This is a genomic window from Nocardiopsis sp. CNT312, assembly GCF_000515115.1.
GTDB lineage: Bacteria > Actinomycetota > Actinomycetes > Streptosporangiales > Streptosporangiaceae > Nocardiopsis.
The window spans coordinates 139465-159623 of the sequence record NZ_AZXF01000005.1 but is presented as its reverse complement, the minus strand read 5'-3'; the positions used below and the strand labels follow the sequence as shown (position 1 = coordinate 159623).

Annotated in this window: 21 protein-coding genes; 15 read left to right on the top strand and 6 right to left on the bottom strand. The window is 70.5% G+C overall.

Annotated features, from left to right (window positions below):
* The first annotated feature begins 20 nt into the window (after positions 1–20).
* A complete protein-coding gene (locus tag B042_RS0100865) occupies positions 21–797 on the top strand; it encodes a hypothetical protein (RefSeq protein ID WP_036553514.1) in 777 nt (258 codons plus the stop codon).
* Between the two features lie 110 nt (positions 798–907).
* A complete protein-coding gene (locus B042_RS21545) occupies positions 908–1366 on the top strand; it encodes an SSI family serine proteinase inhibitor (protein ID WP_051415372.1) in 459 nt (152 codons plus the stop codon).
* Between the two features lie 6 nt (positions 1367–1372).
* Here the strand turns inward: B042_RS21545 and radA are convergent, their stop codons facing one another.
* The gene (gene radA / locus B042_RS0100855) at positions 1373–2740 is read right to left on the bottom strand and encodes a DNA repair protein RadA (RefSeq protein ID WP_028646627.1); all 1368 of its coding nucleotides are present in this window, start codon (positions 2738–2740) and stop codon (positions 1373–1375) included.
* Positions 2741–2899: 159 nt separating this feature from the next.
* Between radA and B042_RS0100850 the strand changes: the two genes are divergently transcribed.
* The 12 genes from B042_RS0100850 (at position 2900) to ccsB (ending at position 15569) form a co-directional block, all read left to right on the top strand.
* Positions 2900–3805, top strand: a complete 906-nt coding sequence (locus B042_RS0100850) for an SGNH/GDSL hydrolase family protein (protein ID WP_028646626.1) — start codon at positions 2900–2902, stop codon at positions 3803–3805.
* A 227-nt stretch (positions 3806–4032) separates the two neighbouring features.
* The gene (locus B042_RS0100845; protein ID WP_028646625.1) at positions 4033–4596 is read left to right on the top strand and encodes a C40 family peptidase; all 564 of its coding nucleotides are present in this window, start codon (positions 4033–4035) and stop codon (positions 4594–4596) included.
* Positions 4597–4681: 85 nt separating this feature from the next.
* A complete protein-coding gene (locus B042_RS0100840; RefSeq protein WP_028646624.1) occupies positions 4682–5626 on the top strand; it encodes a sugar phosphate isomerase/epimerase in 945 nt (314 codons plus the stop codon).
* 89 nt (positions 5627–5715) lie between these two features.
* Positions 5716–6510: a pyrroline-5-carboxylate reductase gene (gene proC / locus B042_RS0100835; RefSeq protein WP_028646623.1), complete on the top strand. Its 795-nt coding sequence runs from the start codon at positions 5716–5718 to the stop codon at positions 6508–6510.
* Positions 6511–6998: 488 nt separating this feature from the next.
* The gene (locus B042_RS0100830; RefSeq protein WP_028646622.1) at positions 6999–8519 is read left to right on the top strand and encodes a hypothetical protein; all 1521 of its coding nucleotides are present in this window, start codon (positions 6999–7001) and stop codon (positions 8517–8519) included.
* A gap of 147 nt (positions 8520–8666) precedes the next feature.
* Positions 8667–9827 carry an acetoin utilization protein AcuC gene (locus tag B042_RS0100825; RefSeq protein WP_028646621.1) on the top strand — a complete coding sequence of 387 codons (1161 nt, stop codon included), beginning with the start codon at positions 8667–8669 and terminating at the stop codon, positions 9825–9827.
* Between the two features lie 155 nt (positions 9828–9982).
* Entirely contained in the window at positions 9983–10780 is a 798-nt protein-coding gene (locus tag B042_RS0100820; protein WP_028646620.1) for a phosphatase, read from the top strand.
* A 255-nt stretch (positions 10781–11035) separates the two neighbouring features.
* Positions 11036–11239 (top strand): helix-turn-helix domain-containing protein, encoded by a 204-nt coding sequence (locus B042_RS0100815; RefSeq protein ID WP_028646619.1) that lies wholly within the window; start codon positions 11036–11038, stop codon positions 11237–11239.
* Between the two features lie 220 nt (positions 11240–11459).
* The gene (locus B042_RS0100810) at positions 11460–12185 is read left to right on the top strand and encodes a TlpA disulfide reductase family protein (RefSeq protein WP_051415370.1); all 726 of its coding nucleotides are present in this window, start codon (positions 11460–11462) and stop codon (positions 12183–12185) included.
* Positions 12185–12976, top strand: a complete 792-nt coding sequence (locus B042_RS0100805; RefSeq protein ID WP_028646617.1) for a cytochrome c biogenesis CcdA family protein — start codon at positions 12185–12187, stop codon at positions 12974–12976. Before B042_RS0100810 ends, B042_RS0100805 begins: the two co-directional genes overlap by 1 nt.
* Complete coding sequence (locus tag B042_RS0100800) at positions 12976–14577, top strand: cytochrome c biogenesis protein ResB (protein ID WP_028646616.1); 1602 nt, start codon at positions 12976–12978, stop codon at positions 14575–14577. Before B042_RS0100805 ends, B042_RS0100800 begins: the two co-directional genes overlap by 1 nt.
* Positions 14574–15569 (top strand): c-type cytochrome biogenesis protein CcsB, encoded by a 996-nt coding sequence (gene ccsB, locus B042_RS0100795; RefSeq protein WP_028646615.1) that lies wholly within the window; start codon positions 14574–14576, stop codon positions 15567–15569. The genes B042_RS0100800 and ccsB overlap by 4 nt, the downstream gene beginning before the upstream one ends.
* A 266-nt stretch (positions 15570–15835) precedes the next feature.
* On the opposite strand, the gene B042_RS0100790 is transcribed toward ccsB, so the two are convergent.
* Positions 15836–16183, bottom strand: a complete 348-nt coding sequence (locus B042_RS0100790; protein ID WP_028646614.1) for a PLD nuclease N-terminal domain-containing protein — start codon at positions 16181–16183, stop codon at positions 15836–15838.
* A 133-nt stretch (positions 16184–16316) separates the two neighbouring features.
* Positions 16317–16517, bottom strand: a complete 201-nt coding sequence (locus tag B042_RS0100785; protein ID WP_028646613.1) for a BldC family transcriptional regulator — start codon at positions 16515–16517, stop codon at positions 16317–16319.
* A 433-nt stretch (positions 16518–16950) separates the two neighbouring features.
* On the opposite strand from B042_RS0100785, the gene B042_RS0100780 reads away from it, so the two are divergent.
* Positions 16951–17304: a DUF4229 domain-containing protein gene (locus tag B042_RS0100780; RefSeq protein WP_028646612.1), complete on the top strand. Its 354-nt coding sequence runs from the start codon at positions 16951–16953 to the stop codon at positions 17302–17304.
* 69 nt (positions 17305–17373) lie between these two features.
* On the opposite strand, the gene B042_RS0100775 is transcribed toward B042_RS0100780, so the two are convergent.
* The 3 genes from B042_RS0100775 to B042_RS0100765 all read right to left on the bottom strand — a co-directional run bounded on the left by B042_RS0100775 (position 17374) and on the right by B042_RS0100765 (position 19962).
* Entirely contained in the window at positions 17374–18582 is a 1209-nt protein-coding gene (locus B042_RS0100775; protein WP_028646611.1) for an FAD-dependent monooxygenase, read from the bottom strand.
* Positions 18583–18838: 256 nt separating this feature from the next.
* Positions 18839–19168, bottom strand: a complete 330-nt coding sequence (locus B042_RS0100770; RefSeq protein ID WP_028646610.1) for an antibiotic biosynthesis monooxygenase — start codon at positions 19166–19168, stop codon at positions 18839–18841.
* A 398-nt stretch (positions 19169–19566) separates the two neighbouring features.
* Positions 19567–19962: a VOC family protein gene (locus tag B042_RS0100765; RefSeq protein ID WP_028646609.1), complete on the bottom strand. Its 396-nt coding sequence runs from the start codon at positions 19960–19962 to the stop codon at positions 19567–19569.
* Positions 19963–20159: the final 197 nt, after the last annotated feature.

The following is a 20159-nucleotide window of genomic DNA, read 5'->3' as shown; positions in this document are numbered from 1 at the left end:
AAACCGCAATACTACGGGCCATGGCGTCAAGTACCGGACATCCAGGAGCCGTCAGCCGCGAGATCTACTGGAGGAGGCGTGTGTTCGTCCTCGTGGGGGTCCTGTTGGTGTTGGCGGTGATCGCTGTCGCCTGCCTACCCTCGGCCGGGGACGAGACCGATCCCACCACGGCCCAGGCGGGTGCGGGGGAGGCGGCGGACGTCTCCCCTTCCCCCAGTCTCTCACCCGAGGATCTCACCGGGAACGAAAGCGGAGAACCCGAGGACGAGGCCTCCGCAGGGGAGGAGGACCCCGAGGGCTCCGAGGGCTCCTCCAGTGACGGGGATTCCGAGGGGGCCTCCGACGGGGAGGGGCCCCGGGAGGGTTCCGGCGGACCGGCGGTTCCCCAGCGGGCCGGTGACCCGTGCAGGCCCCAGGACGTCGTGGTGACGTTCGAGTTCGAGGAGGAGCGGCAGGTCTACGGATCGGGGCAGGAGCCCGGGTTCCGGATCACCGTGGTCAACACCGAGGAGCAGACCTGCACCGTGGACGTGGGCCCCGAGGCCATGGAGATCCGCATCCATTCCGGAGACGACCGGATCTTCTCCACGGCCGACTGCCTCGGCAAGGGTGCCGCCTCCGACGAGCAGCGGATCAGCCGGGGCGTGCCCTACGAGCACACGTTCACCTGGGGGCGGGAGCGCTCCTTCACCGACTGCCGTGACGCCATCGGCACCCGGCCGGGCTGGTACCGCGCCAACCTGCACGGGGACTACACAGACGGCACCGGGGAACTCGTGTTCCAACTCAAGGCGTGAGCCGGGACCGGCGCGCTCCCGGCTCGCCGACACGGGGCGCGGGTCCCGGGACCCGCGCCCCGGCACGGTTACGCTCTGTGCTCTGGTCCACGAGTTTTCCGGGAGTACCTGTGAAGCGATGGGGAATCGTCCTGGCCGGAGCCCTCGCCCCGGCTCTCGCGCTGCCACTCTCCGCCCCCGCACAAGCGGACGAGAGCGAACGGCGCACCTCCTACCGGATCCAGATCGAGCGGCAGGCCACGGGCCAGACGAAGGAGGTGACCCTGTTCTGCGGCCCGGACGGCGGCACCCACCCCGACCCGGCTGGTGCGTGCACGCTCATCGAGGAGTTCGGCTCGATCGCCGACGTGGACGTCCGGAACGGGTTCTGCCCGGCCGTCCACGATCCCATGACCGCCAAGGCCTGGGGGGCTGAGCACTACCGGCAGGACTTCTCCAACCTGTGCCTGCTCCTGGACGCCAAGGGCGCGGTCTTCGATCTCTGGAGCGGGGGGAACCGTGCCGGGGACCAGGAGACGGAGGGGACGGCCGAACGCGGTGACGCGTGGGTCAGGGGCTACCCCGGCTAGAGTCGGTCAGTCGCCCTTGGAGCGTTTGGAGCGGCGCGCCACCCAGGCGAGCGCTTCGGAGAGCTCCTCGACCTCGTGTGTGCGGATGCCCGGCACCGGGTCGCCGAAGTGCTTGGGGACGACCGCTTCGACGAAGCCCAGGCGCTGGGCCTCCGCCACTCGGCGCCGCACCCCGGTCACGGTCCGGATGTCGCCCGCCAGCCCCACTTCGCCGATCGCGACGAACCCGCGCGGCAGGGGCACGTCGTTGTTGGAGCTTCCGGCGGCCAGGGCCAGGGCGAGGTCCACGGCCGGCTCGCCCAGCCGCACGCCGCCCACGGTGGAGGCGTACACGTCCATGTTGGCCAGCCGCATGCCCGTTCGCTTCTCCAGGACGGCGAGGATCATGTTCACCCGCGAGGTGTCCAGACCCGACGTGGCCCGGCGGGGTGCGGGCAGCGGGGTGGGCGCTACCAGCGCCTGGACCTCGGTGATGAGCGGGCGACGCCCCTCCAGCGTGACCGTCACACACGTGCCGGGGACGGGGTCGGTACGTTCGGTGAGGAAGAGGCCGCTGGGGTCGGGGAGGCCGACGATACCGCTGTCGGTCAGTTCGAAGCAGCCGATCTCGTCGGTGGGCCCGTAGCGGTTCTTCACGGCGCGGAGCAGGCGCAACTGTGAGTGGCGCTCGCCCTCGAAGTGCAGCACCACGTCCACCAGGTGTTCCAGCAGGCGCGGACCGGCGATGGAACCGTCCTTGGTGACGTGCCCCACCAGGACGGCGGCGATCCCGCGTTCTTTGGCGATCTGGATGAGCGCCCCCGTCACTTGGCGGACCTGGGTGACCCCGCCGGGGACACCGGAGACGTCGGGGGAGACCATCGTCTGGACCGAGTCGACGATGAGCAGGCGGGGACCGACCGCGTCGACGTGGCTGACCAGGGAGGCGATCGAGGTCTCGGCGGCGAGGAACAGCTTGTCGGAGAGCGCGCCGAGCCGCTCCGCGCGCAGCCGGACCTGGCCCGCGGACTCCTCGCCGGTGACGTAGAGCACCGGGCCCTGGGCGGCGCGCTCGGCGGCCACCTCCAGCAGCAGGGTCGACTTGCCGACCCCCGGCTCGCCCGCGAGCAGCACCACACCGCCGGGGACGGCACCGCCGCCGAGGACCCGGTCGAGTTCGTCGACACCGGTGGGCACGGCCTCGGCGCTCTCCACGCTGATCTCGGTGATGGGGCGGGCCCGGGAGGTCACGGGTGCCGCGGCGACGGCCGCCGGGGCCGGGGCGCCTGCCTCCTCGACGGTTCCCCAGGACTGGCACTCCCCGCAGCGGCCCACCCACTTGAAGGTGGTCCACCCGCACTCGGTGCACTGGAACGTGGACTTCGCTTTGGCCATGTCCGACACGCTAACCGGTCGGTGGGACAGGCGGGGACGGCCTGTGGACAGGCCGGGGAGCGGGGAAGTTACTCGCGGGTCAGCACCCTTGTCACGCAGGACGTGCGGGAGAATGCGTTCCGTCACCCTCGCAGTCCCCCGTTTCGGAGAGGAACCCGCGTGCCCCGCACCGACCGCAGTACGGCCGTGTCCGAAAACCGCTACCCGCGCTCCTTCCACGTCGTCGTCTCGCTCTCGGCCGCCCTGTGCCTGACCTCCTCGCCGGTGTTCGCCGACGAGGGGACCGAGTTCGAGAGCTACACGGCCCTGGGCGACTCGTTCACCTCGGGGCCGCTGATCCCTCCGCAGGCACCGGGTGCCGATCCCCGCTGCCTGCGGTCCTCGGCCAACTACCCGAACCTGGTGGCCGACGCGCTGGGTGTCGCCGAGTTCACCGACGCGAGCTGCTCCGGGGCGGTCATCGCCGACCTGAGCGGTCCCCAGTACACGGAACTCGCCGACGTGCCCGCGCAGTTCGACGCGCTCGACACCGGCACCGACCTGGTGACGATCGGGATCGGCGGCAATGACCTGGGTTTCTCCGAGGTGTTCGCCGAGTGCGCCAAGAGGAGCCTGCGCAACCCGCTGGGGAACCCGTGCGAGGACCGCTACGGCGACGAACTCGACCGCAGGGTCGAGGCGTTGCGGGGACGTGTGGCGGGGGTCTACGCCGAGGTCGGTGAGCGCAGCCCCGGGGCCGTGGTCGTCGGTGTCGGCTACCTCCAGATCCTCCCGGAGAGCCGGGGATGCTGGCCCACCGCACCCATCGCCTGGGGTGACGTCTCCTACCTGGATGGGGTCCAGGCCGCGTTCAACCGGATGCTGGAGGAGGAGGCGAGGGCTGCCGGAGCCGTGTTCGTCGACGTCTTCGAACGCGGCCACGACGTCTGTGCGCCCGCCTCCGAGCGCTGGGTGGAGGGGCTGGTCCCGGAGAACGCGGCGGCACCGGTGCACCCGAACGAGGCGGGAATGGCTGCCGTCTCCGAGCGCGTCCTGGCGGAGTTGGGGGCCGGGGCCCGCGCGTAGCCGGTTCGGGAGGATGATCCCGATGTCCGCAGGGGTGGACTTTTGCTACCCGATGAGTTGTATGTCCGCGTTGTGCGCCGGGTTTTACTGTTTGCATACGCGACTTTGGCTACGCATGGTTATGAAATCGTAGCCAAAAGTGACGAAGGGTGATGCGTTGGTTGCAGCACTCCGCGCTGAGGCGCAGGGGAGCACCATGCACCCGACCGAAGGGGAGAACCTTCGTCATGCTGCAGTCGTGTGATCACGAGCAAACCCGGGCCTGCCGTCCCTCCGACCCCGGGCGGCAGGCCTCGCCCACGCGGCCCACACGGCCCCGTCGGCGTACGCTCGCCGCCACCGCGGCGGCCACCGCGCTCCTCCTGACGGCGGTGCTCGCGCCCGCCCCGGCCCTCGCCGCGGCGGTGCCCGACCGGCTCCAGCCGGCCCTGCCCTCGTCGGTGGCTGAGACCGTCATCGGCGCCGCGCAGTCGAAGATCGGGGTGCCCTACGGCTGGGGAGGCACCGGGCCGCGCTCCTTCGACTGCTCCGGACTCGTCCAGTGGTCCTTCCGCCAGGCCGGGATCACCCTTCCCCGGGTCGCCCACGACCAGGCCGCGTCGGGCACCCGCATCCCCTACTCCAGCGCCCGCCGCGGGGACATCCTCTACTGGTCCAACCGCTCGGGGTACGTCTACCACGTCGGCATCTACCTTGGCGGAGGCCGGATGATCGACGCCCCGAAGACGGGCGACCACGTCCGCGAGCGCGACGTGACGATGAACCGCCTCGGCGGAGCCGTGCGGCTTTGAACACGGCCGGCGGCGGGGGGCACGGCACGCCGTGCCCCCCGCCGCGGGCGGCGCTCCGGCCCGCGGAGCGCATACTCTGGGTTCCGTGAGCCCTATCGAGGTCCCAGACGCGCCCGTCGTCCTGTCGACGGCGTCGGTCTACCCGGAGAAGACCCCGGCCGCCTTCGAGATCGCCGCGCGGCTCGGGTACGACGGTGTGGAGGTGCTGGTCTCCTCCGACCCCGCCAGCCAGGACATCGACCTCCTGCGGCGTCTCTCGGACTACCACAGGATGCCGGTCACCGCCGTCCACTCCCCCTGCCTGGTCCTCACTCAGCGGGTGTGGGGCCGCGACCCCTGGGGCAAACTCGTCAAGTCCAAGGAGATGGCCGAGGCCCTGGGGGCGAAGGCGATCGTGGTCCACCCGGCCTTCCGCTGGCAGCGCGAGTACGCCAAGGGGTTCGAGACCGGCATCGCCCGCATGCAGGAGGAGACCGACGTCGTCTTCGCCGTGGAGAACATGTACCCGGTGCGCGTACGCGACCGCGAGGTGGTGCCCTACGCGCCCAGTTGGAACCCTCTTGACCGCGACTACGCCGACGTCACGCTCGACCTCTCCCACACGGCGATGTCCGGTTCCGACGCCATGGACATGGCCAGGCGTCTTGGCGATCGGCTCTCACACGTCCATGTCGCCGACGGGGTCGGCGGCCAGAACCTCGACGAACACCTCATCCCCGGCCGCGGACGCCAACCCGTCGCCGAACTCCTGGAGCACCTGGCGGCGACCGGCTACAACGGCCAGCTCGTCCTGGAGGTGAGCACCCGCAAGGCCCCCGATCGCCGGACCCGCATGCGCGAACTGGCCGAGGCCCTGGCCTTCACCCGCCTGCACTTCGCGGGGCCCGCTGGCGGCACCGGGTGCCCGGACCGGCGCGAACGCGTCGCCACGGCTCGGCGCGGGCCCGCCGCGCCGCCCCGGCACTTCACCGTCGACCCCGAGGGCAGGGCCGAGGACACGGACGGGGCGGAGGGGCCCGGCCACCCCTGAACCGGGTCTTCACCGCCTGGGACGGGCGGTGTGCGGCGGTCCGTCCGGGCCGTTAGCGTGGAGGTGACCCGGAGAGAGGACACACCTTCATGATCGCGATCATCGGCGCTGGGAAGATGGGCGAGGCGCTTCTCGCCGGGATGCTGGCCGAGGGCCACGGGCCGGAGCGCGTCCTGGTCACCGAACCGCGGACGGAACACGCCGAGGAGCTTCGGCGCCACTACGGGATCGATGTGGTCACGGCCGCAGACGCGGCCAAGCGCGCGGACACGCTGATCCTGGCGCTCAAGCCCCAGGACCTGCCGTCCCTACTGGACGACATCGCGCCGCACGTGTCCCCGGACCTCCTCGTCATCTCGGTGGCGGCGGGGCTGACCACCGCCGTCCTGGAGGCGCACCTGCCCTCCGGCGTGCCCGTCGTACGGGCGATGCCGAACACGCCCGCGCTCATGGGCAAGGGCATGACCGCCATCGCGGGCGGCACCGGGGCCGGAGCTGAGCACCTGGACCGCGCCGAGGGCCTGCTGGGCTCGGTCGGCGACGTCATACGGGTCGGCGAACAGCACATGGACACCGTCACTGCGCTCTCCGGAAGCGGCCCGGCCTACTTCTACTTCATCGCGGAGACCATGGTGGAGGCGGGCGTGGCGATGGGTATGCCGCGCGCCACCGCCCTGCGGCTGGTCCAGCGGACGATGACCGGTGCGGGTGCGATGCTCACGGACTCCGGGGAGCACCCCGTCGTGCTGCGGGAGGCCGTCACCTCGCCGGGCGGCACCACCGCCGCGGCGCTCAGGGAGCTGGAGCGCCACGGTGTGCGCGCCGCCTTCACCGACGCTATCGAGGCGGCGCGCGACCGCAGCAGGGCGCTGTCGGGGGGCTGATCCGGGGAAACCGATGTGGCCGGATCTGGCCGCGGGCGGGGACGTGGATCGTCACGAGCGCCGGATATGGTGCGAGGCAGGGACATGTCTTCCCTTATCGGCCTCGTTGTACGAGACCCTCCCGCCCCCCGACCCCCGCAGGGTGCTCCATGACCTCACCTCCTCCGTTCGACCCTTCGCAGTCCCAGCCCGACGAAGGGGCCGCGCAGCAGCCGTCGGGGCCCCAACCTTCGCCGGGGCCTCCGCAGCCCCAGGGCCCGCCGCCCGGGCCACAGCCCCACTCGGGCCCCCAGCAGCCGGGCCCGCCTCAGTACATGCCCCCGCACGGCCAGCGGCCGCCGGGGCCGCCGCCCGGGCCGCCGGGTCCCTACGGGCCGCCGCCTCCGAGTGGGGAGCCGCCGCGGGGACAATTCGCCGCGCCGCCGCCGGGCGCTGTCGGCATGGGACCCCCGCCCGGTGGGATGCCTCCGGGCATGCCGCCCGGCGGAATGCCGCCCGGGCCGTTCGGTTCCCCTCCGCCGCCGGGTCCGCCTCGGATGGGGTTGTTCTCGTCACCTTCGGGTGTGCGTGCGGCGCTGCTCAACCTGTCCGGTCTGGGGGTCGGGTACGCGTATCTGAAGCGGTGGCTGTTCTTCGGTGTGGCGCTGGCCGTGACGGTGGGTCTGCTGGTGGGTGCGGCGCTGCATGGTGCGGCCGATCACCTGTTGGTCTGGGTTCCGGTGCTGCTGGTGTGGTTCGTGGCCGCGTCGGTGCACGGGCTGTTCGCCGGTCGTGCCCGTGATGAGCGGACGGTGGCCTCGGGTGGTCGGCCCGCGCGCAGGGGTGTGCCGGTGTGGGCGGCGGCGGGTGTGGCCGTGGCTGTGCTGGCCGCTTTCGTGGCGGTGTGGCAGGTGGGGGAGTGGCGGTTGCGGGTGGCCGACGCGGCGCACGCTCGTGGTGAGTGTGGTGAGGCGGTGGGTCTTTACGGGCAGGTGGAGGCCGGGTTCCAGTTGTCGATGAACCCCTCGTTGATCGAGCGCGCCCGTGACGGTGTCGAGGCCTGCGGCCTGCTGACCCGCGCCCAGGACCAGGTCGCCTCCGAGTACTACGACCAGGCCCTGGACACCTACAGCACCTACTTCGACCACCCGGCCTCCCGATGGGAGGACACCGACGGCGAGGTGGCGGGCACCTACTTCTCCTACGCGCGGACCGTGGCGGACACGGCCGCCGAGTCCTACACCGGGGTCGTCACGGACGAGATCCGCGAGGGCTTCCAGAGGGCCTACGAGATCTACAGCACCATCCCCGAGGACTACTCCGGCACGGAGGTCGCCGGCCAGGTGCCCGAGGCGCTGGTGTCCCTCTACGACCTGGGGACCGGGGACTACGCGGAGGAGCGCTGGTGCGCGGCCTTCGACCAGATCGAGGCGTTCGCCGGCCTGGACTGGTCGGCCGCGCCCGAGGTGGCCGACCGTATCGACGCCGAGGCTCCGGACGCAGCCCTCAAGTGCGGCTGGGCCGAGGTCGAGGACGGCTCCGCCGACACGGCGCAGCAGATGGCCGACTTCCTCGCGGAGGAGTACCCCGGCCACGAGGCTGAGGACGTGGAGGACCTGGCCCGCCACGTGGGTGCCGCCCACCTCGAAGAGGAGATGGACGCGCTCACCGCCATCGGCGAGAGCGACTTCGACCCGGTGCCGATCGGTGGCGGGAGCGGTGACAAGACCATCCTGGAGATCACCAACGACAGCCAGTACGAGATGCGGTTCCTGTACGTCGGCGAGGACGGTGTCCACGACGAAGTCACCACCCCGGCCTGTGACGACTGCGAGGAGTACAGCTCGCAGCCGACCGGCAACTCCTGCTTCGAACGGGGCGGGGAGGTCATGCGGCTGGAGCTGGAACCGGGTGAGTATCGCGTACTGCTCACCCGGGGCGGTTCGCTCTCCGTGCCGCTGCACGGCACTGTGAACTTCAGAGCCGGGGACACCTACGACCTCTGCTACTACGTCACCACCCAGCAGTAGCGGTGTGCGCTCCGGGGCGGCGGGGGAGGTTCCTCCCCGCCGCCCGGCGTTTCTCCACCGGGTCGGCTGTGCGTACTGTGTGCGGTAGAGCACGCTTACCTGGACGGGGGTCGGGACATGGGAGGGCGCACGCCCTGTTCGCTGCGGGTGGCCTGGGACGACGGACTCACCGCCTACGACTTCGGACCCCAGCACCCCCTGGCGCCCATCCGCGTGGAGCTGACCATGGCGCTCAGCCGCGAGCTGGGAGTCCTCGACGAGCCCGGGGTCGCGCTCATCGACGTCGAGCCCGCATCCGACGAACTCCTCCAGCTCGTGCACGACCCCGCCTACGTGGCCGCCGTCAGACGGGCGGGCAAGACGCTGCGTCCCGACGACGAGCACATGCTCGGCACGGCGGACAACCCGGTCTTCCCGGATATGCACGACGCGGCCGCGCTCATCTCCGGTGCCTCGGTCGCCGCGGCCCGGGCCGTGTGGAACGGCGAGGCCGCGCACGCCGCCAACGTCGCGGGCGGGCTCCACCACGCCATGCGCGGCAACGCCTGGGGCTTTTGCGTGTACAACGACCCCGCGATCGCCATTGCGTGGATGCTGGAGCAGGGAGCCAAGCGGATCGCCTACGTGGACGTGGACGTCCACCACGGCGACGGGGTGCAGCGGGCCTTCTACGACGATCCGCGCGTGCTCACCATCAGCCTCCACGAGTCGCCCGCCACCCTCTTCCCCGGCACCGGGCACCCCTTCGAGACCGGAGGCCGCGGGGCCGAGGGGTACGCGGTCAACGTCGCCCTCCCGGCCGGGACCGGTGACACCGGCTGGCACCGCGCCTTCGAGGCCGTCGTCCCGCCGCTGCTGCACGAGTTCCAGCCCGAGGTCCTAGTGACCCAGCAGGGCTGCGACACCCACGCCCTGGACCCCCTGGCCAACCTCACGCTGAGCCTCGACGGCCAGCGCCGGGCCTACGAGGAACTGCACACGCTCGCGCAGAAGACGGCGGGCGGCCGGTGGCTGCTGTTCGGCGGGGGCGGCTACGGCCTGGTGCACGTCGTGCCCCGGGCGTGGACCCACCTGTTGGCGGAGGCGGCCGGGGCACCGGTCGACCCCCAGGCGGCGACCCCGCCGGCCTGGCGCGAGTTCGCCCGAGAGCGGACCGGTGAGACGGCTCCGCTGTACATGACTGACGGCCGCGAGGTGGAGTTCGCCCGGTTCGAGGAGGGCTACGATCCGGGCGACCCGGTCGACAGGGCCATCAACGCGACCCGCACCGCCGTCTTCCCCAGCCACGGGATCGATCCGAGCCTTTGACGCCTGTCCCTTGATCAAGGGGGAGAACACCTCCAACGCGGGTGTAGCGCGTCGAGTGGGTAGGAAGAGGTTGAAAACCGGGCGAACGGGAGCAGGCGTCGTGGTGGCCGCACGGCGTGGCGCGTGCTCGCCGCGCATATGAGGAAGGGGAACACGTGACGCCGCCGACACGCGCTGAACTCATCACCCATCTGGTGCGAACGGGGATTGCGGGGCATGTCGACACCCCCAGACAGAACAACCTCCGGCACTACCGCCGACTCGTCCAAGGGGACCCCTACCACCGGTTCGGCCTGACCTTCTCCCAGGACTGGAGCTTCTCCGAGGTCCTCTCCCTGATGAACAAGCGCTGCGGTGTGGTGGACGACGAGGAGCACGTGTGGGGGATCGACACCATCGACCCCGACCTGACGGCGGACGCCCTCGAAGGCGTGGCCGACAGGTTCGCCCTGGCCGCCGAGCGCCGTGAGCGCGTCATGTTCGCCACCGGCCACCCGCTCAAGCTCAGGGAGACCTACCGGGTGTGGAAGGACGCCCTCGCCGCGCGCGGATGCCCCGTCGTGACCGCCGCCGCGGGGTTCAGATACGAACTGGACACCGAACGGCCCCCCAACCGCCGGATCGTGGAGTGGAAAGACGGTGTCGCCATTGTGACCGACGGTCACATTCCGCGTCACAGCCATCACCCGTTCGCGATGCGCGCCATCCTTGACGACCTCTCCTCGCGTGGCGAACCGTGGCCGCAGTTGGTCATCGCCGATCACGGGTTCGCCGGTGCCGCGGCGGAGTCCGGAGTCCCCACCGTCGGCTTCGCGGACTGCAACGACCCCGCTCTGTTTCTCGCCGAACACGAGGGGAAAGTGCTGGTCACCGTGCCTTTGGACGACGGGTACGAGACCGAGGATTACGTTCCCCTGCGTGATTACGTTCTCGCTCGGGCGGGGCTTATGTGACCAGGGTCGACCATTTATACCCACCCTTAAACATCCTTGGCGCCTTCGCACGGGGGCGGCGCGGAAGAGAGGCCAAACGCTCTTTCGCTCCGACGGACTCCGCTCTACTCTGAAATACGGACGTGTCAGTAGTGACGGCATGACACACCGGCGTGGTGGTGGGACGGGCGCGCACCGGGGCCGCCCATCCACAGGGCTTCCGCGTCGGATGGAACGACAGACAATGCTCACGTCCGGAAATGAGGGCGTCGGAAGATGAACGGGAGCAAGCCTCCTCTCGACGAGGTCAGGTTTCTGACTGTGGCGGAGGTCGCCGAGATCATGCGTGTGTCCAAGATGACGGTTTACCGAATGGTGCACTCAGGGGTTCTCCCCGCGATTCGTGTGGGGCGTTCCTACCGGGTCCCTGAGCGCGCCGTTCACGACTATCTCCGTGAGGCCTTCGTCGAGGCCGGCTGACGACGGAGGGGCCGACCGGGACGGGACCACGCACCCGCACCCCGGTCAGCCGACGGCCCCCGGGGCGGTGATCCTCCTCCTTCATCGCCCCGCACGGGGTCTTCGTGCCGCTGTGCGGCACGCGCTTCGACCGGGGCGCCCGAACCGGGCCCAGGGCATCTACTACACTTTGTCGTTGTTGTAGTCCGCCCTGTTCACGCCCCTTTCGCGAGGTTTCCCGATGCCCAGTGCCAGAGTCGGTGCGCGGCGCAGTCCGCCGCGAACCGTGGTGACGCTGATCGCCGCCGTGCTCGTTCTCTCCGGCTGCGGCGGGGGCAACGAGATCCAGAGCGGCGAGGGCGAGCGCTTCATCTCCGGTGACGGCAGCGCCACCGTGTTCGACACCGCCGACCGGACCGAGGCACCCGAGGTCGCCGGCACCACCCTGGAGGGCGACGGCCTCTCGCTGGACGACTACGAGGGCGGGATCCTCGTCCTCAACGTCTGGGCTAGTTGGTGCGGCCCCTGCCGCGCCGAGCAGCCCGTGCTGGACGAGGTGCACACCGAGTACGCCGACTTGGGGGTCGACTTCCTCGGGGTGAACATGAAGGACGACGACACCGCGGCGCTTGCCTACACCGCCGCCCAGGAGGTGGGCTACCCCAGCCTCTTCGACTACCCGGGCGAGGTCGCCCAGGCCTTCCGCGACACCGTGCCGCCCAGGGCCATCCCCAGCACCATCGTCATCGATCCCGACGGCCGTATCGCCGCCAGAGTGATCGGCCCCACCACCTACGGCCAGCTCACCGGGCTGCTCGACCCGCTGGTGGTCGAGTTCGGCCTCGGAGACCCCGCGGAGCGTCCACGCGTGGCCGACGAAGAGGCGGCGGCCTCCGACACCGGGGACCCCGGGCAGGCCGGTTCCCCCTCTGCGCCTGGGGGCGGCTCCGGCGGAGGTGGTGGCTGATGGGCCCGATCGACAGTACCGTCCTCTCCGGCTCCCTGCTCCTCGCCGTGCCGCTCGCACTGGCGGCCGGGCTCGTGTCCTTCCTGTCGCCGTGCGTCCTGCCCCTGGTCCCCGGCTACCTGTCCTACGTGACGGGCATGAGCGGCACCCAGGTGCGCGAGCGCGCCGCCGTCGGGGGCACGGCCGTCGACACCGACACGGCGCTGGCCTCGCGCCGCTGGACGATGGTCACGGGCAGCGCGCTGTTCATCGCCGGGTTCACCCTCGTGTTCGTGGCGGTCGGCGGTTTCGTCGGCTGGCTCGGTGATTTCTTCCTCGACCACACCGAGTCCATGACCCGGGTTCTGGGCGTGCTGACCGTCGTCCTCGGACTGGCCTTCATGGGCCTCCTGCCCGGGTTCGGGCGCGAGTTCCGGTTCCACCGCCTGCCGAGCGCGGGCCTGGCCGGGGCGCCGCTGCTCGGAGTGCTGTTCGGCCTGGGATGGACGCCGTGCATCGGTCCGACCCTGGCCGCGGTGCAGACCCTGGCCTTCGTGGAGGGCGGCGCGGGACGGGGCATGCTGCTCTCCCTCTTCTACTGTGTCGGCCTGGGCCTTCCGTTCGTCCTGGCCGCGCTGCTCTACCGCAAGGCGCTGGGCGTGTTCGCCCGGCTCAAACGCCACACCCGGACGGTCACCGTGGTCGGGGGTGCCATGCTGGTCCTGGTCGGCCTGCTGATGGTGACCGGCCTCTGGAACGGCATGACCACCGCGATACAGGGCTGGGCCGGCGGCTTCCAGACGGTGATCTGATGACCACGACCACGACCGGCGCGTCCGCCGGAGCGAGCACCGGGCCGGAACGCTCCCAAGGACCGGGGGGGCTGGGCCCTCTCGGGTGGCTTCGCTGGGCCTGGCGGAGCCTGACCTCGATGCGCACCGCCCTGATCCTGCTGTTCCTCCTGGCCGTGGGAGCCATTCCCGGGTCGATCCTGCCGCAGAACGTCGTCAGCGTCGACGAGGTCGCCACCTACTTCCGCGAGCACCCGGAACTGGCGCCGTGGCTCGACCGGTTCTACCTGTTCGACGTCTTCTCCTCGCCCTGGTACGCGGCGATCTACCTGCTGCTGTTCGTCTCACTGGCGGGCTGTGTGATCCCCCGGGCCCTCACCCACGCCCGTGCCATGGGGGCCCGCCCCGTGCGCACGCCGCGCCACCTGGGCCGCATGCCCTACTCGGCCCGGTTCACCACCGGGGCGAGTCCGGAGACCGTCCTGGAACGGGCCCGCGGCTCCCTGAGGGGCTACCGGACCGAACGGTACGGCGACTCGGTCGCCAGCGAGACCGGATACCTGCGGGAAGCCGGGAACGTCCTGTTCCACCTGGCGCTCCTGGGGCTGCTGCTGGCCCTGGCGGCGGGCTCCTTCTTCGGCTACCGGGGCAACATGCTCGTTGTCGAGGGAGACGGGTTCGCCAACACCCTGCCCTCCTACGATGCCTTCTACCCCGGGCACTGGACCGACGTCGACGACCTCCAGCCCTTCACACTGCACCTGGACGACTTCGAGGCCACCTTCATCGAGGAGGGCGACCTGCGCGGCCAGGCCGCCTCCTATGTCGCGGACATGGCCTACACCGAGGCCCCCGGTGCCGAGGAGGGGCGGCACCGGTTGGAGGTCAACCACCCGCTCACCGTGGACGGCGTGCAGGTCTACCTGCTCGGCCACGGGTACGCGCCGGAGTTCACCGTCCGCGACGCCGATGGCGAGGTGGTCTTCGACCAGGCGGTACCGTTCCTGTACAGGGAGACGGCGAGCTTCACCTCCGACGGTGTCGTCAAGGTGCCCGACACCGGAGGCGAACAGCTCGGATTCGTCGGAGTCTTCCTGCCGACCGCCGCCGACGACGGGGACGGCGGCCTGGTCTCCACGTTCCCGGGCGCGGAGGACCCGGTGGTCACCCTGGAGGGATACCGGGGCGACCTGGGACTGGTCGAGCCGCAGTCCGTCTACCAGCTCAGGACCGGCGGCATGGAGGAACTCGGCTCCTCGCCCGCGCTGCGGATCGGCGACACCTGGAATCTGCCGGACGGGGCCGGGTCGATCACCTTCTCCGGCCTGAGCGAGTACGTCAGCCTCCAGACCAACCGCGACGCGGCCCGACCGTTCGCCCTCGGATCCGCCGTCACCGCCGTCGCCGGTCTGCTCGTCACCCTGTTCGTCCGGCCGCGCCGCGTGTGGGTGCGTGCCACCGGGGACGCCGACGGCCGCACGGTCGTGGAGGTTGCCGGGCTCGGCAAGACCGAGGTCGCGGGTGACAACGCCGCGTTCCACGACATCACCACCCGGCTCGCGGAGCGGCTGCGAGGCGAGGATCCAGAACCCCGACCAACGAGACCAGGGAGTGAGCGGTGACGTACACCCTCTCCGCACCGGCGAACGACGCGATGGCGTCGGCCAGCGACACGCTGATCATCGGCATGATCGTCGCGTACGCGGCCGCGCTGTTCCTCTTCGCGATCGAGGCCGCCTACGGCCGCCGCACCAAGCTGAAGGCGGGGCGGCTCATGCCCGTCGCGGCCGGGTCCGCGGAGTCCGGGGCCGGCGACGGCATCGAGGTGAGGGTCCGCACGCACGAGGGCGAGGCCCGGGCTTCCCAGAGCGTCCTGGGCCGGATCGCCCTCGGTGTGACGGCGGCCGGCTTCCTGATGAGCGTCGCCCAGATCGTCACCCGCGGCCTCGCTGCCGAACGCTGGCCGTGGGGCAACATGTTCGAGTTCATCGTGGCCCTGTGCCTGGTGGCGGTCGCCGGGCTGCTGTTCGCCTCCCTGCGCTTCCAGGCCCGTTTCCTGGGTGCCTTCGTCCTGGTCCCGGTGCTCCTGCTGCTCGGTATCGGTGTCCGGTGGCTGTACGTGGAGCCCGGTCCGCTCATCCCGGCGCTGCACTCCTACTGGGTGCCCATCCATGTCACCGCGCTTATCGTCGCGGGCGGCGCGTTCATGGTCTCCGGCGCGGCCGGGACCACCTACCTGGTCTCACACCGCACCGAGGCCAAGCGGTCCCGCGGCGAGGAGGTCACCGGTATCGCCGGACGCCTGCCCAGCCCGGAACTGCTGGACCGGATCTCCCACCGTTTCATCCTGTTCGCGTTCCCGCTGTGGACGTTCGGCATCATCGCGGGGGCCATCTGGGCCGACGAGGCCTGGGGCCGGTTCTGGGGCTGGGACCCCAAGGAGGTGTGGTCGTTCATCTCCTGGCTGATCTACGCCGCATACCTGCACGCCCGCGCCACCGGCGGCTGGCGCGGTCCGAAGGCCACCTGGATCAACGTCCTCGGCTTCGCGACCGTCATGTTCAACTTCTTCGCCGTGAACTACGTCTTCAGCGGGCTGCACTCCTACGCTTAGTTCACAGTCCCTCGCAGGCCCGTCCGTCGCCCGCCACCGCCCTCAGCCGGCGCCTGGCGGCGCGGTTCTTTTCCTGTGTTCTCGGCCGCCCCGGGGCCAGATGTCCTTCATCCCCGCCCGCGCCTTCCCCGCTCCGGCTCGGAGCGCCGTGCAGAACACTGGCGGCGCCCTCGCTCTGCTCCAGGCCGTGGTCTGTCGGCCGGACGGGTGCGGGACGTGAAGGTGGGGCCGCACCCAGGGTGCGGCCCCACCTTCACGTCCCGCCGTTATTCGTCGGGATCGATACGGCGGTCGAGCCGCCTCAGGAACTCGGGGTCGTCGTCCGGCCCGAGCGGATGCGGGCTGCCCGAGGGCCGGGTGAAGTCCGACGGGTCAAGGTCGTCGGTATCCATCGTCGTGGTGGACGTGCCGCCGTGGACCGGGGCCACCTGGCGGGGCCGTCCCAGGAAGAGCCAGAGAAGCGAACCGAACGGCATGAACACCGCGATGACGACCAGCCAGAGGACCTTCGGCAGGATCCGTACCTGCTGCTTGGGAGTGGTGAGCGCATCGCAGAACGCGTACACCCACAGAACGATCGTCACGAAAGTGATCAGGCCACCGAGCCACACCATGCCCCCAGGGTACTCCGGCCTGTCGACTCCTGACAGCCGGGAACCGGCTCGGTTCTCGGAGGCCGGCCGCGAGGGGGACCGACTGAGGACGGCGGGGCGTCCCCATCGTGTCCCTGGCTTGTCGGAAGCCTGATCAGCGGGTGGTCTCGCTCGGCTCCCCCAGGAGGAGCGCGCGGACCTCGGACTCGCGGAACCTCCGGTGTCCGCCGGGCGTCCTGATGCTGCTGATCCGCCCGGAGGCGGCCCAGCGAGTGACGGTCTTGGGATCAACCCGGAAGAGTGAGGCCACTTCCCCGGGGGTCAACAGGCGTTCGCTTGCTCGTTCCACCTTCACATTCCCCCAATCCTGCCCGCCTCGGACTGCCGGGGGCGGCGGGCGTTTGATCCCCTAGTGTGCACGAGTTGGTCCGTTTCCTCCCTAGTTTTCGGAGAAATTACGTTGCTGGGGGGAGGAGTACGGGATATGTGACCGGAACGTGATGTCCGGGCCTTGCTGTCGGGATTGGGAACATCCCATGATCGCCCCGACCAACGGCCAAGCTGTTCCGATCACCTGAGAGGAGACACACGCCACCCAGGTATGGGTCTCCTCCGGTACGCCCTTAACCTGGAGTACAAGGGCTGATGAGCGCCGTCCGATCGGCTCGGCCGACCCTCCGGTGACACTGTCAGGAAGGTTACCGGCCCCTTTGGTGGAGCCAGAACCGGGCGCCGACAGGCGTTGCCACCAATCTAGTCCAGGTAATCGTCTGTTGTGAGGCTTTTCGATGCGTAGCTGGCTGATTTATACCGCTGCCCGCCTCGGGCTGTTCGCGGCGGCCTTCGGGGTGGTCTATCTGTTCGGCGCACGGGCGTGGGTGGCCCTGGTGCTGGCCTGGCTCGTCAGCGGCCTCGCCTCCTACGTCCTCCTGTCCGGACTGCGCGACAGGATGTCCACCGCGGCCGTGGGCCGGCTGGAGCGGCGCCGGTCCGGGGTCGGAGACCTCCTGGAGGAGGGCGCGACACGCGAGGACCACCTCCAGGAGGCGCACGGGGCTGCGGAGCACTCCGGGAGCGGCGCTGAGCCCGACGAAGGGCGAAGCCCGGGCGATCAGGCGCGCGCCCCGTCCGCAGACGCGTGACGGCCGCTTACGCCCCTCTCGGCGCCGCGGACCGGTCGCACGGCCGGGAAGCGGCGGGGCGCGCGGGTGTCAGCCTCCGGAGGGCTGCCGCTCGACGGCCGCGCGGTACGCGCCGGTGACCGTCGCGATGTCAGCGCTCTTCTCCTCGTCGGTTTTCCCGGCCATCGCGCGCTCGGAGCGGTCCATCCGCCGGTTGGCATGGACGATCGCGTTCGTCACGGGTAGGCGGAGCGCCTCGTACCTTCGTAGGGCGCTCTCCGTGTCGGCTCCGCGGTCCAGCTCCGCAGCCAGCGCAGCGGCGTCGATGACGGCCTGTGAAGCACCGTTGGCCCCGATGGGGTACATCAGGTGGGCGGCGTCGCCGAGGAGGGTCACCCCGCCCTCGCCCCAACGGGGCAGCGGATCACGGTCGACCATGGGGTACCGGAGGATCCGCCCGGCCCGGGTGAACACGTCCGGCACGTTCAGCCATCCGAAGTCCCAGTGCCTGTAGTGGGGTACCAGCTCCTCCGGTCGGCCCGGCCGCTCCCGGCCCTGCCGGGGGTCGGGAACGGGGACCAGGCACACCCAGTTCAGCAGGGCCCGGCCCTCGGCGGCATGCCGTGCGGAGACCGGGTAGGCGACGAGCCGCGCGGAGTCCTCGTCGTTGGCCACGATCATGGTGTGGCCGTCCAGGAACTCGTCCATTTCGGTCAGACCGCGCCACAAGTGGACCCCGCCCTCGGAGAGAGCGCCGTGCCCCGGATGGAGTTGTGCGCGCACTGCCGAGTGCATGCCGTCGGCGCCCACCAGCACGTCCGTGTCGAGGGAGAGGGGGATCGCGTCGGGGGCGAGGCGGGCGTGGACACGGACGCCTCGCCCCCGGTGCTCGAAAGCCTCCACTGAGGTTCCGGTACGGACCGCACCGGGCCCGAGGCGGCTGCGGACCGCCTCCAGCAGCAGGATCTGGAGTTCCCCGCGGTGGATGGAGTACTGCGGGGCCGTGTGTCCCGCGCCGAGGCCCCGGGCTTCCGTCCACAGCGTGGTCCCCGTGTGGTCGAGGTAGCGGTGTTCGCGTGTGGGGATACCGGTCGCCGCGAGGGGGCCGCCCAAGCCGAGGGAGGCCAGTTCGGCGACGGCGGCCGGCTGGATGTTGATGCCGACCCCGAGGGGGCGGATGTCGTCGGCCGTTTCGAGGACGGTGGCACCGATCCCCCGGGAGTGCAGCGCCAGGGCGGTGGTGAGGCCCCCGATCCCCGCGCCGGCGATGACGACGTCGGTGGTGTCGGCTGTGGCCATCGATCGTGTCGGGCGTGGCGAACCGGTCCTTCGGGGCCGGCAGGACACGCCCTCCTCCTCTCGGGTGGTGTGGGCGTCGCCGTCCGCGCACCGGAGCGGGCGGACACGCTTGTGGCTGATGCCCTGGACGGCGCTGCGGGCGGCCAGGGCACCGGCCGAGGCTCGGACCGCCCGGCCGGTGCGGACTCCGGGCTTTCCCGGGGGTGGTGCGGGTCAGGCCGACCCGTACCGGGCCGGCCGGGGCCGTGCGCCTGCCTCAGGCGCGGTGCACCGAGGCCACGCCGTAGAGGCCGGGTGCGGCGGACGCGGCCAGCGCACCAGCCTTCTTCGCGTAGCCCTGCGCACGCGGGTCCGCCATGGTCGCCTGGACGTCCTCGGGGCTGTTCCACTGCGCATAGTTGACCACCCGGTTCCCGTCCTTGCTGGGCAGGACGGTGGCCGAGACGAAGCCGGGGCGGGCGCTCATGACCTCCTCGATGCCCTCGTTGAGGATGTCGACGAGGGCCTGCTGGTCGGAGGGGTCGACCTCGAAGACGTTGATGAAGGTCACGAGTCCGTCGTCAGCGCGAATAACAGTTTCACTCATGACTCAGAATCTAACACCTGTGAAGTCGTCAGCGCATCGTTTTCGCGATTTTCTAGTCTACTTTTTCTCGGGTTCTAAAAATGGATTCAAGGCATAGGTGAAGAATAGATGACCCGAGTGTTGATCCTTTTCTCGGTTTCATCTTTCCCTGAGGCTGCGCGGATCAGGTCCGAGGCTCCTTGACCTCTCCTGTAGACCCTCCTTCGGGGTGGTGGCTGCGGATTCCGTCGTGTGTCCGCAGTGTGTTCCTGTCGGTGGACTTCCCGGTTTCAAGGTGTGAGATCTGCGGGTTCGGATGGTCTGGCGAAGACCCGTTTGAGAAGGACGTGCGGCTCGGGCGGTGAGCTCTGCGCCGGCCGGTGTGCAACTGGGGAAAACGTTCGGTTGTGCTCCGGCCGCTACCGCCCTCCCTCGACCAGTCCGTAGAGGTTGCCGTCCCAGCCGCGGACCTGTGCCCACCGGCCGCCGGGCCGCCAGGGGGTCTCCTGCGGTGCGACCACGATCCCGGCTCCACGGGCACGGACCCGGGCACACGTGGTGTCGAGGTCCTCGCACTGGAACCAGCCCTGGGACATCCGCCCCGTCTGCTCGCGCATCCTGTCGAGGACGTCGGCCCCGATGAGGGCCACCGCCACGCTGGTCTGGGCCCCCGGCAGGCGGACCTCCACCCATCGGCCGCCGTCCCCCCGGGGGACATCGACCTCCATCTCGAAGTCGAACACGCTCGTCAGGAAGTCCAGGGTCCTGCCCCGGTCGCTCGTGTAGACGACGGAGAGTCGGGGGTGGATGAGCATCGGGCCTCCTCTCGCAGAGTTCTCGGGTGCGGGGCCGCGGGTCGGCCCTCATCCCTATGACGGACGGCGGTGCGCGAAGGTGACCGCCATTGCGGTACTCCGGAGGTGGGTGCGGATAAGGGTGTCCCCTGATGCTTCTGTGACGTATTCCCCTCTGGAAAAGACGAAAGTGTGAGGGGCGGCGAGCAGGGTGCGTC

Bases quoted from the DNA above. Each gene is read 5' to 3' on its own strand.
- B042_RS0100865 (WP_036553514.1), top strand. From the start codon at position 21: ATGGCGTCAAGTACCGGACATCCAGGAGCCGTCAGCCGCGAGATCTAC.
- radA (WP_028646627.1), bottom strand. From the start codon at position 2,740: ATGGCCAAAGCGAAGTCCACGTTCCAGTGCACCGAGTGCGGGTGGACC.
- B042_RS0100845 (WP_028646625.1), top strand. From the start codon at position 4,033: ATGCTGCAGTCGTGTGATCACGAGCAAACCCGGGCCTGCCGTCCCTCC.
- proC (WP_028646623.1), top strand. From the start codon at position 5,716: ATGATCGCGATCATCGGCGCTGGGAAGATGGGCGAGGCGCTTCTCGCC.
- B042_RS0100830 (WP_028646622.1), top strand. From the start codon at position 6,999: ATGCCGCCCGGGCCGTTCGGTTCCCCTCCGCCGCCGGGTCCGCCTCGG.
- B042_RS0100815 (WP_028646619.1), top strand. From the start codon at position 11,036: ATGAACGGGAGCAAGCCTCCTCTCGACGAGGTCAGGTTTCTGACTGTG.
- B042_RS0100810 (WP_051415370.1), top strand. From the start codon at position 11,460: ATGCCCAGTGCCAGAGTCGGTGCGCGGCGCAGTCCGCCGCGAACCGTG.
- B042_RS0100805 (WP_028646617.1), top strand. From the start codon at position 12,185: ATGGGCCCGATCGACAGTACCGTCCTCTCCGGCTCCCTGCTCCTCGCC.
- B042_RS0100800 (WP_028646616.1), top strand. From the start codon at position 12,976: ATGACCACGACCACGACCGGCGCGTCCGCCGGAGCGAGCACCGGGCCG.
- B042_RS0100790 (WP_028646614.1), bottom strand. From the start codon at position 16,183: ATGGTGTGGCTCGGTGGCCTGATCACTTTCGTGACGATCGTTCTGTGG.
- B042_RS0100780 (WP_028646612.1), top strand. From the start codon at position 16,951: ATGCGTAGCTGGCTGATTTATACCGCTGCCCGCCTCGGGCTGTTCGCG.
- B042_RS0100775 (WP_028646611.1), bottom strand. From the start codon at position 18,582: ATGGCCACAGCCGACACCACCGACGTCGTCATCGCCGGCGCGGGGATC.
- B042_RS0100770 (WP_028646610.1), bottom strand. From the start codon at position 19,168: ATGAGTGAAACTGTTATTCGCGCTGACGACGGACTCGTGACCTTCATC.
- B042_RS0100765 (WP_028646609.1), bottom strand. From the start codon at position 19,962: ATGCTCATCCACCCCCGACTCTCCGTCGTCTACACGAGCGACCGGGGC.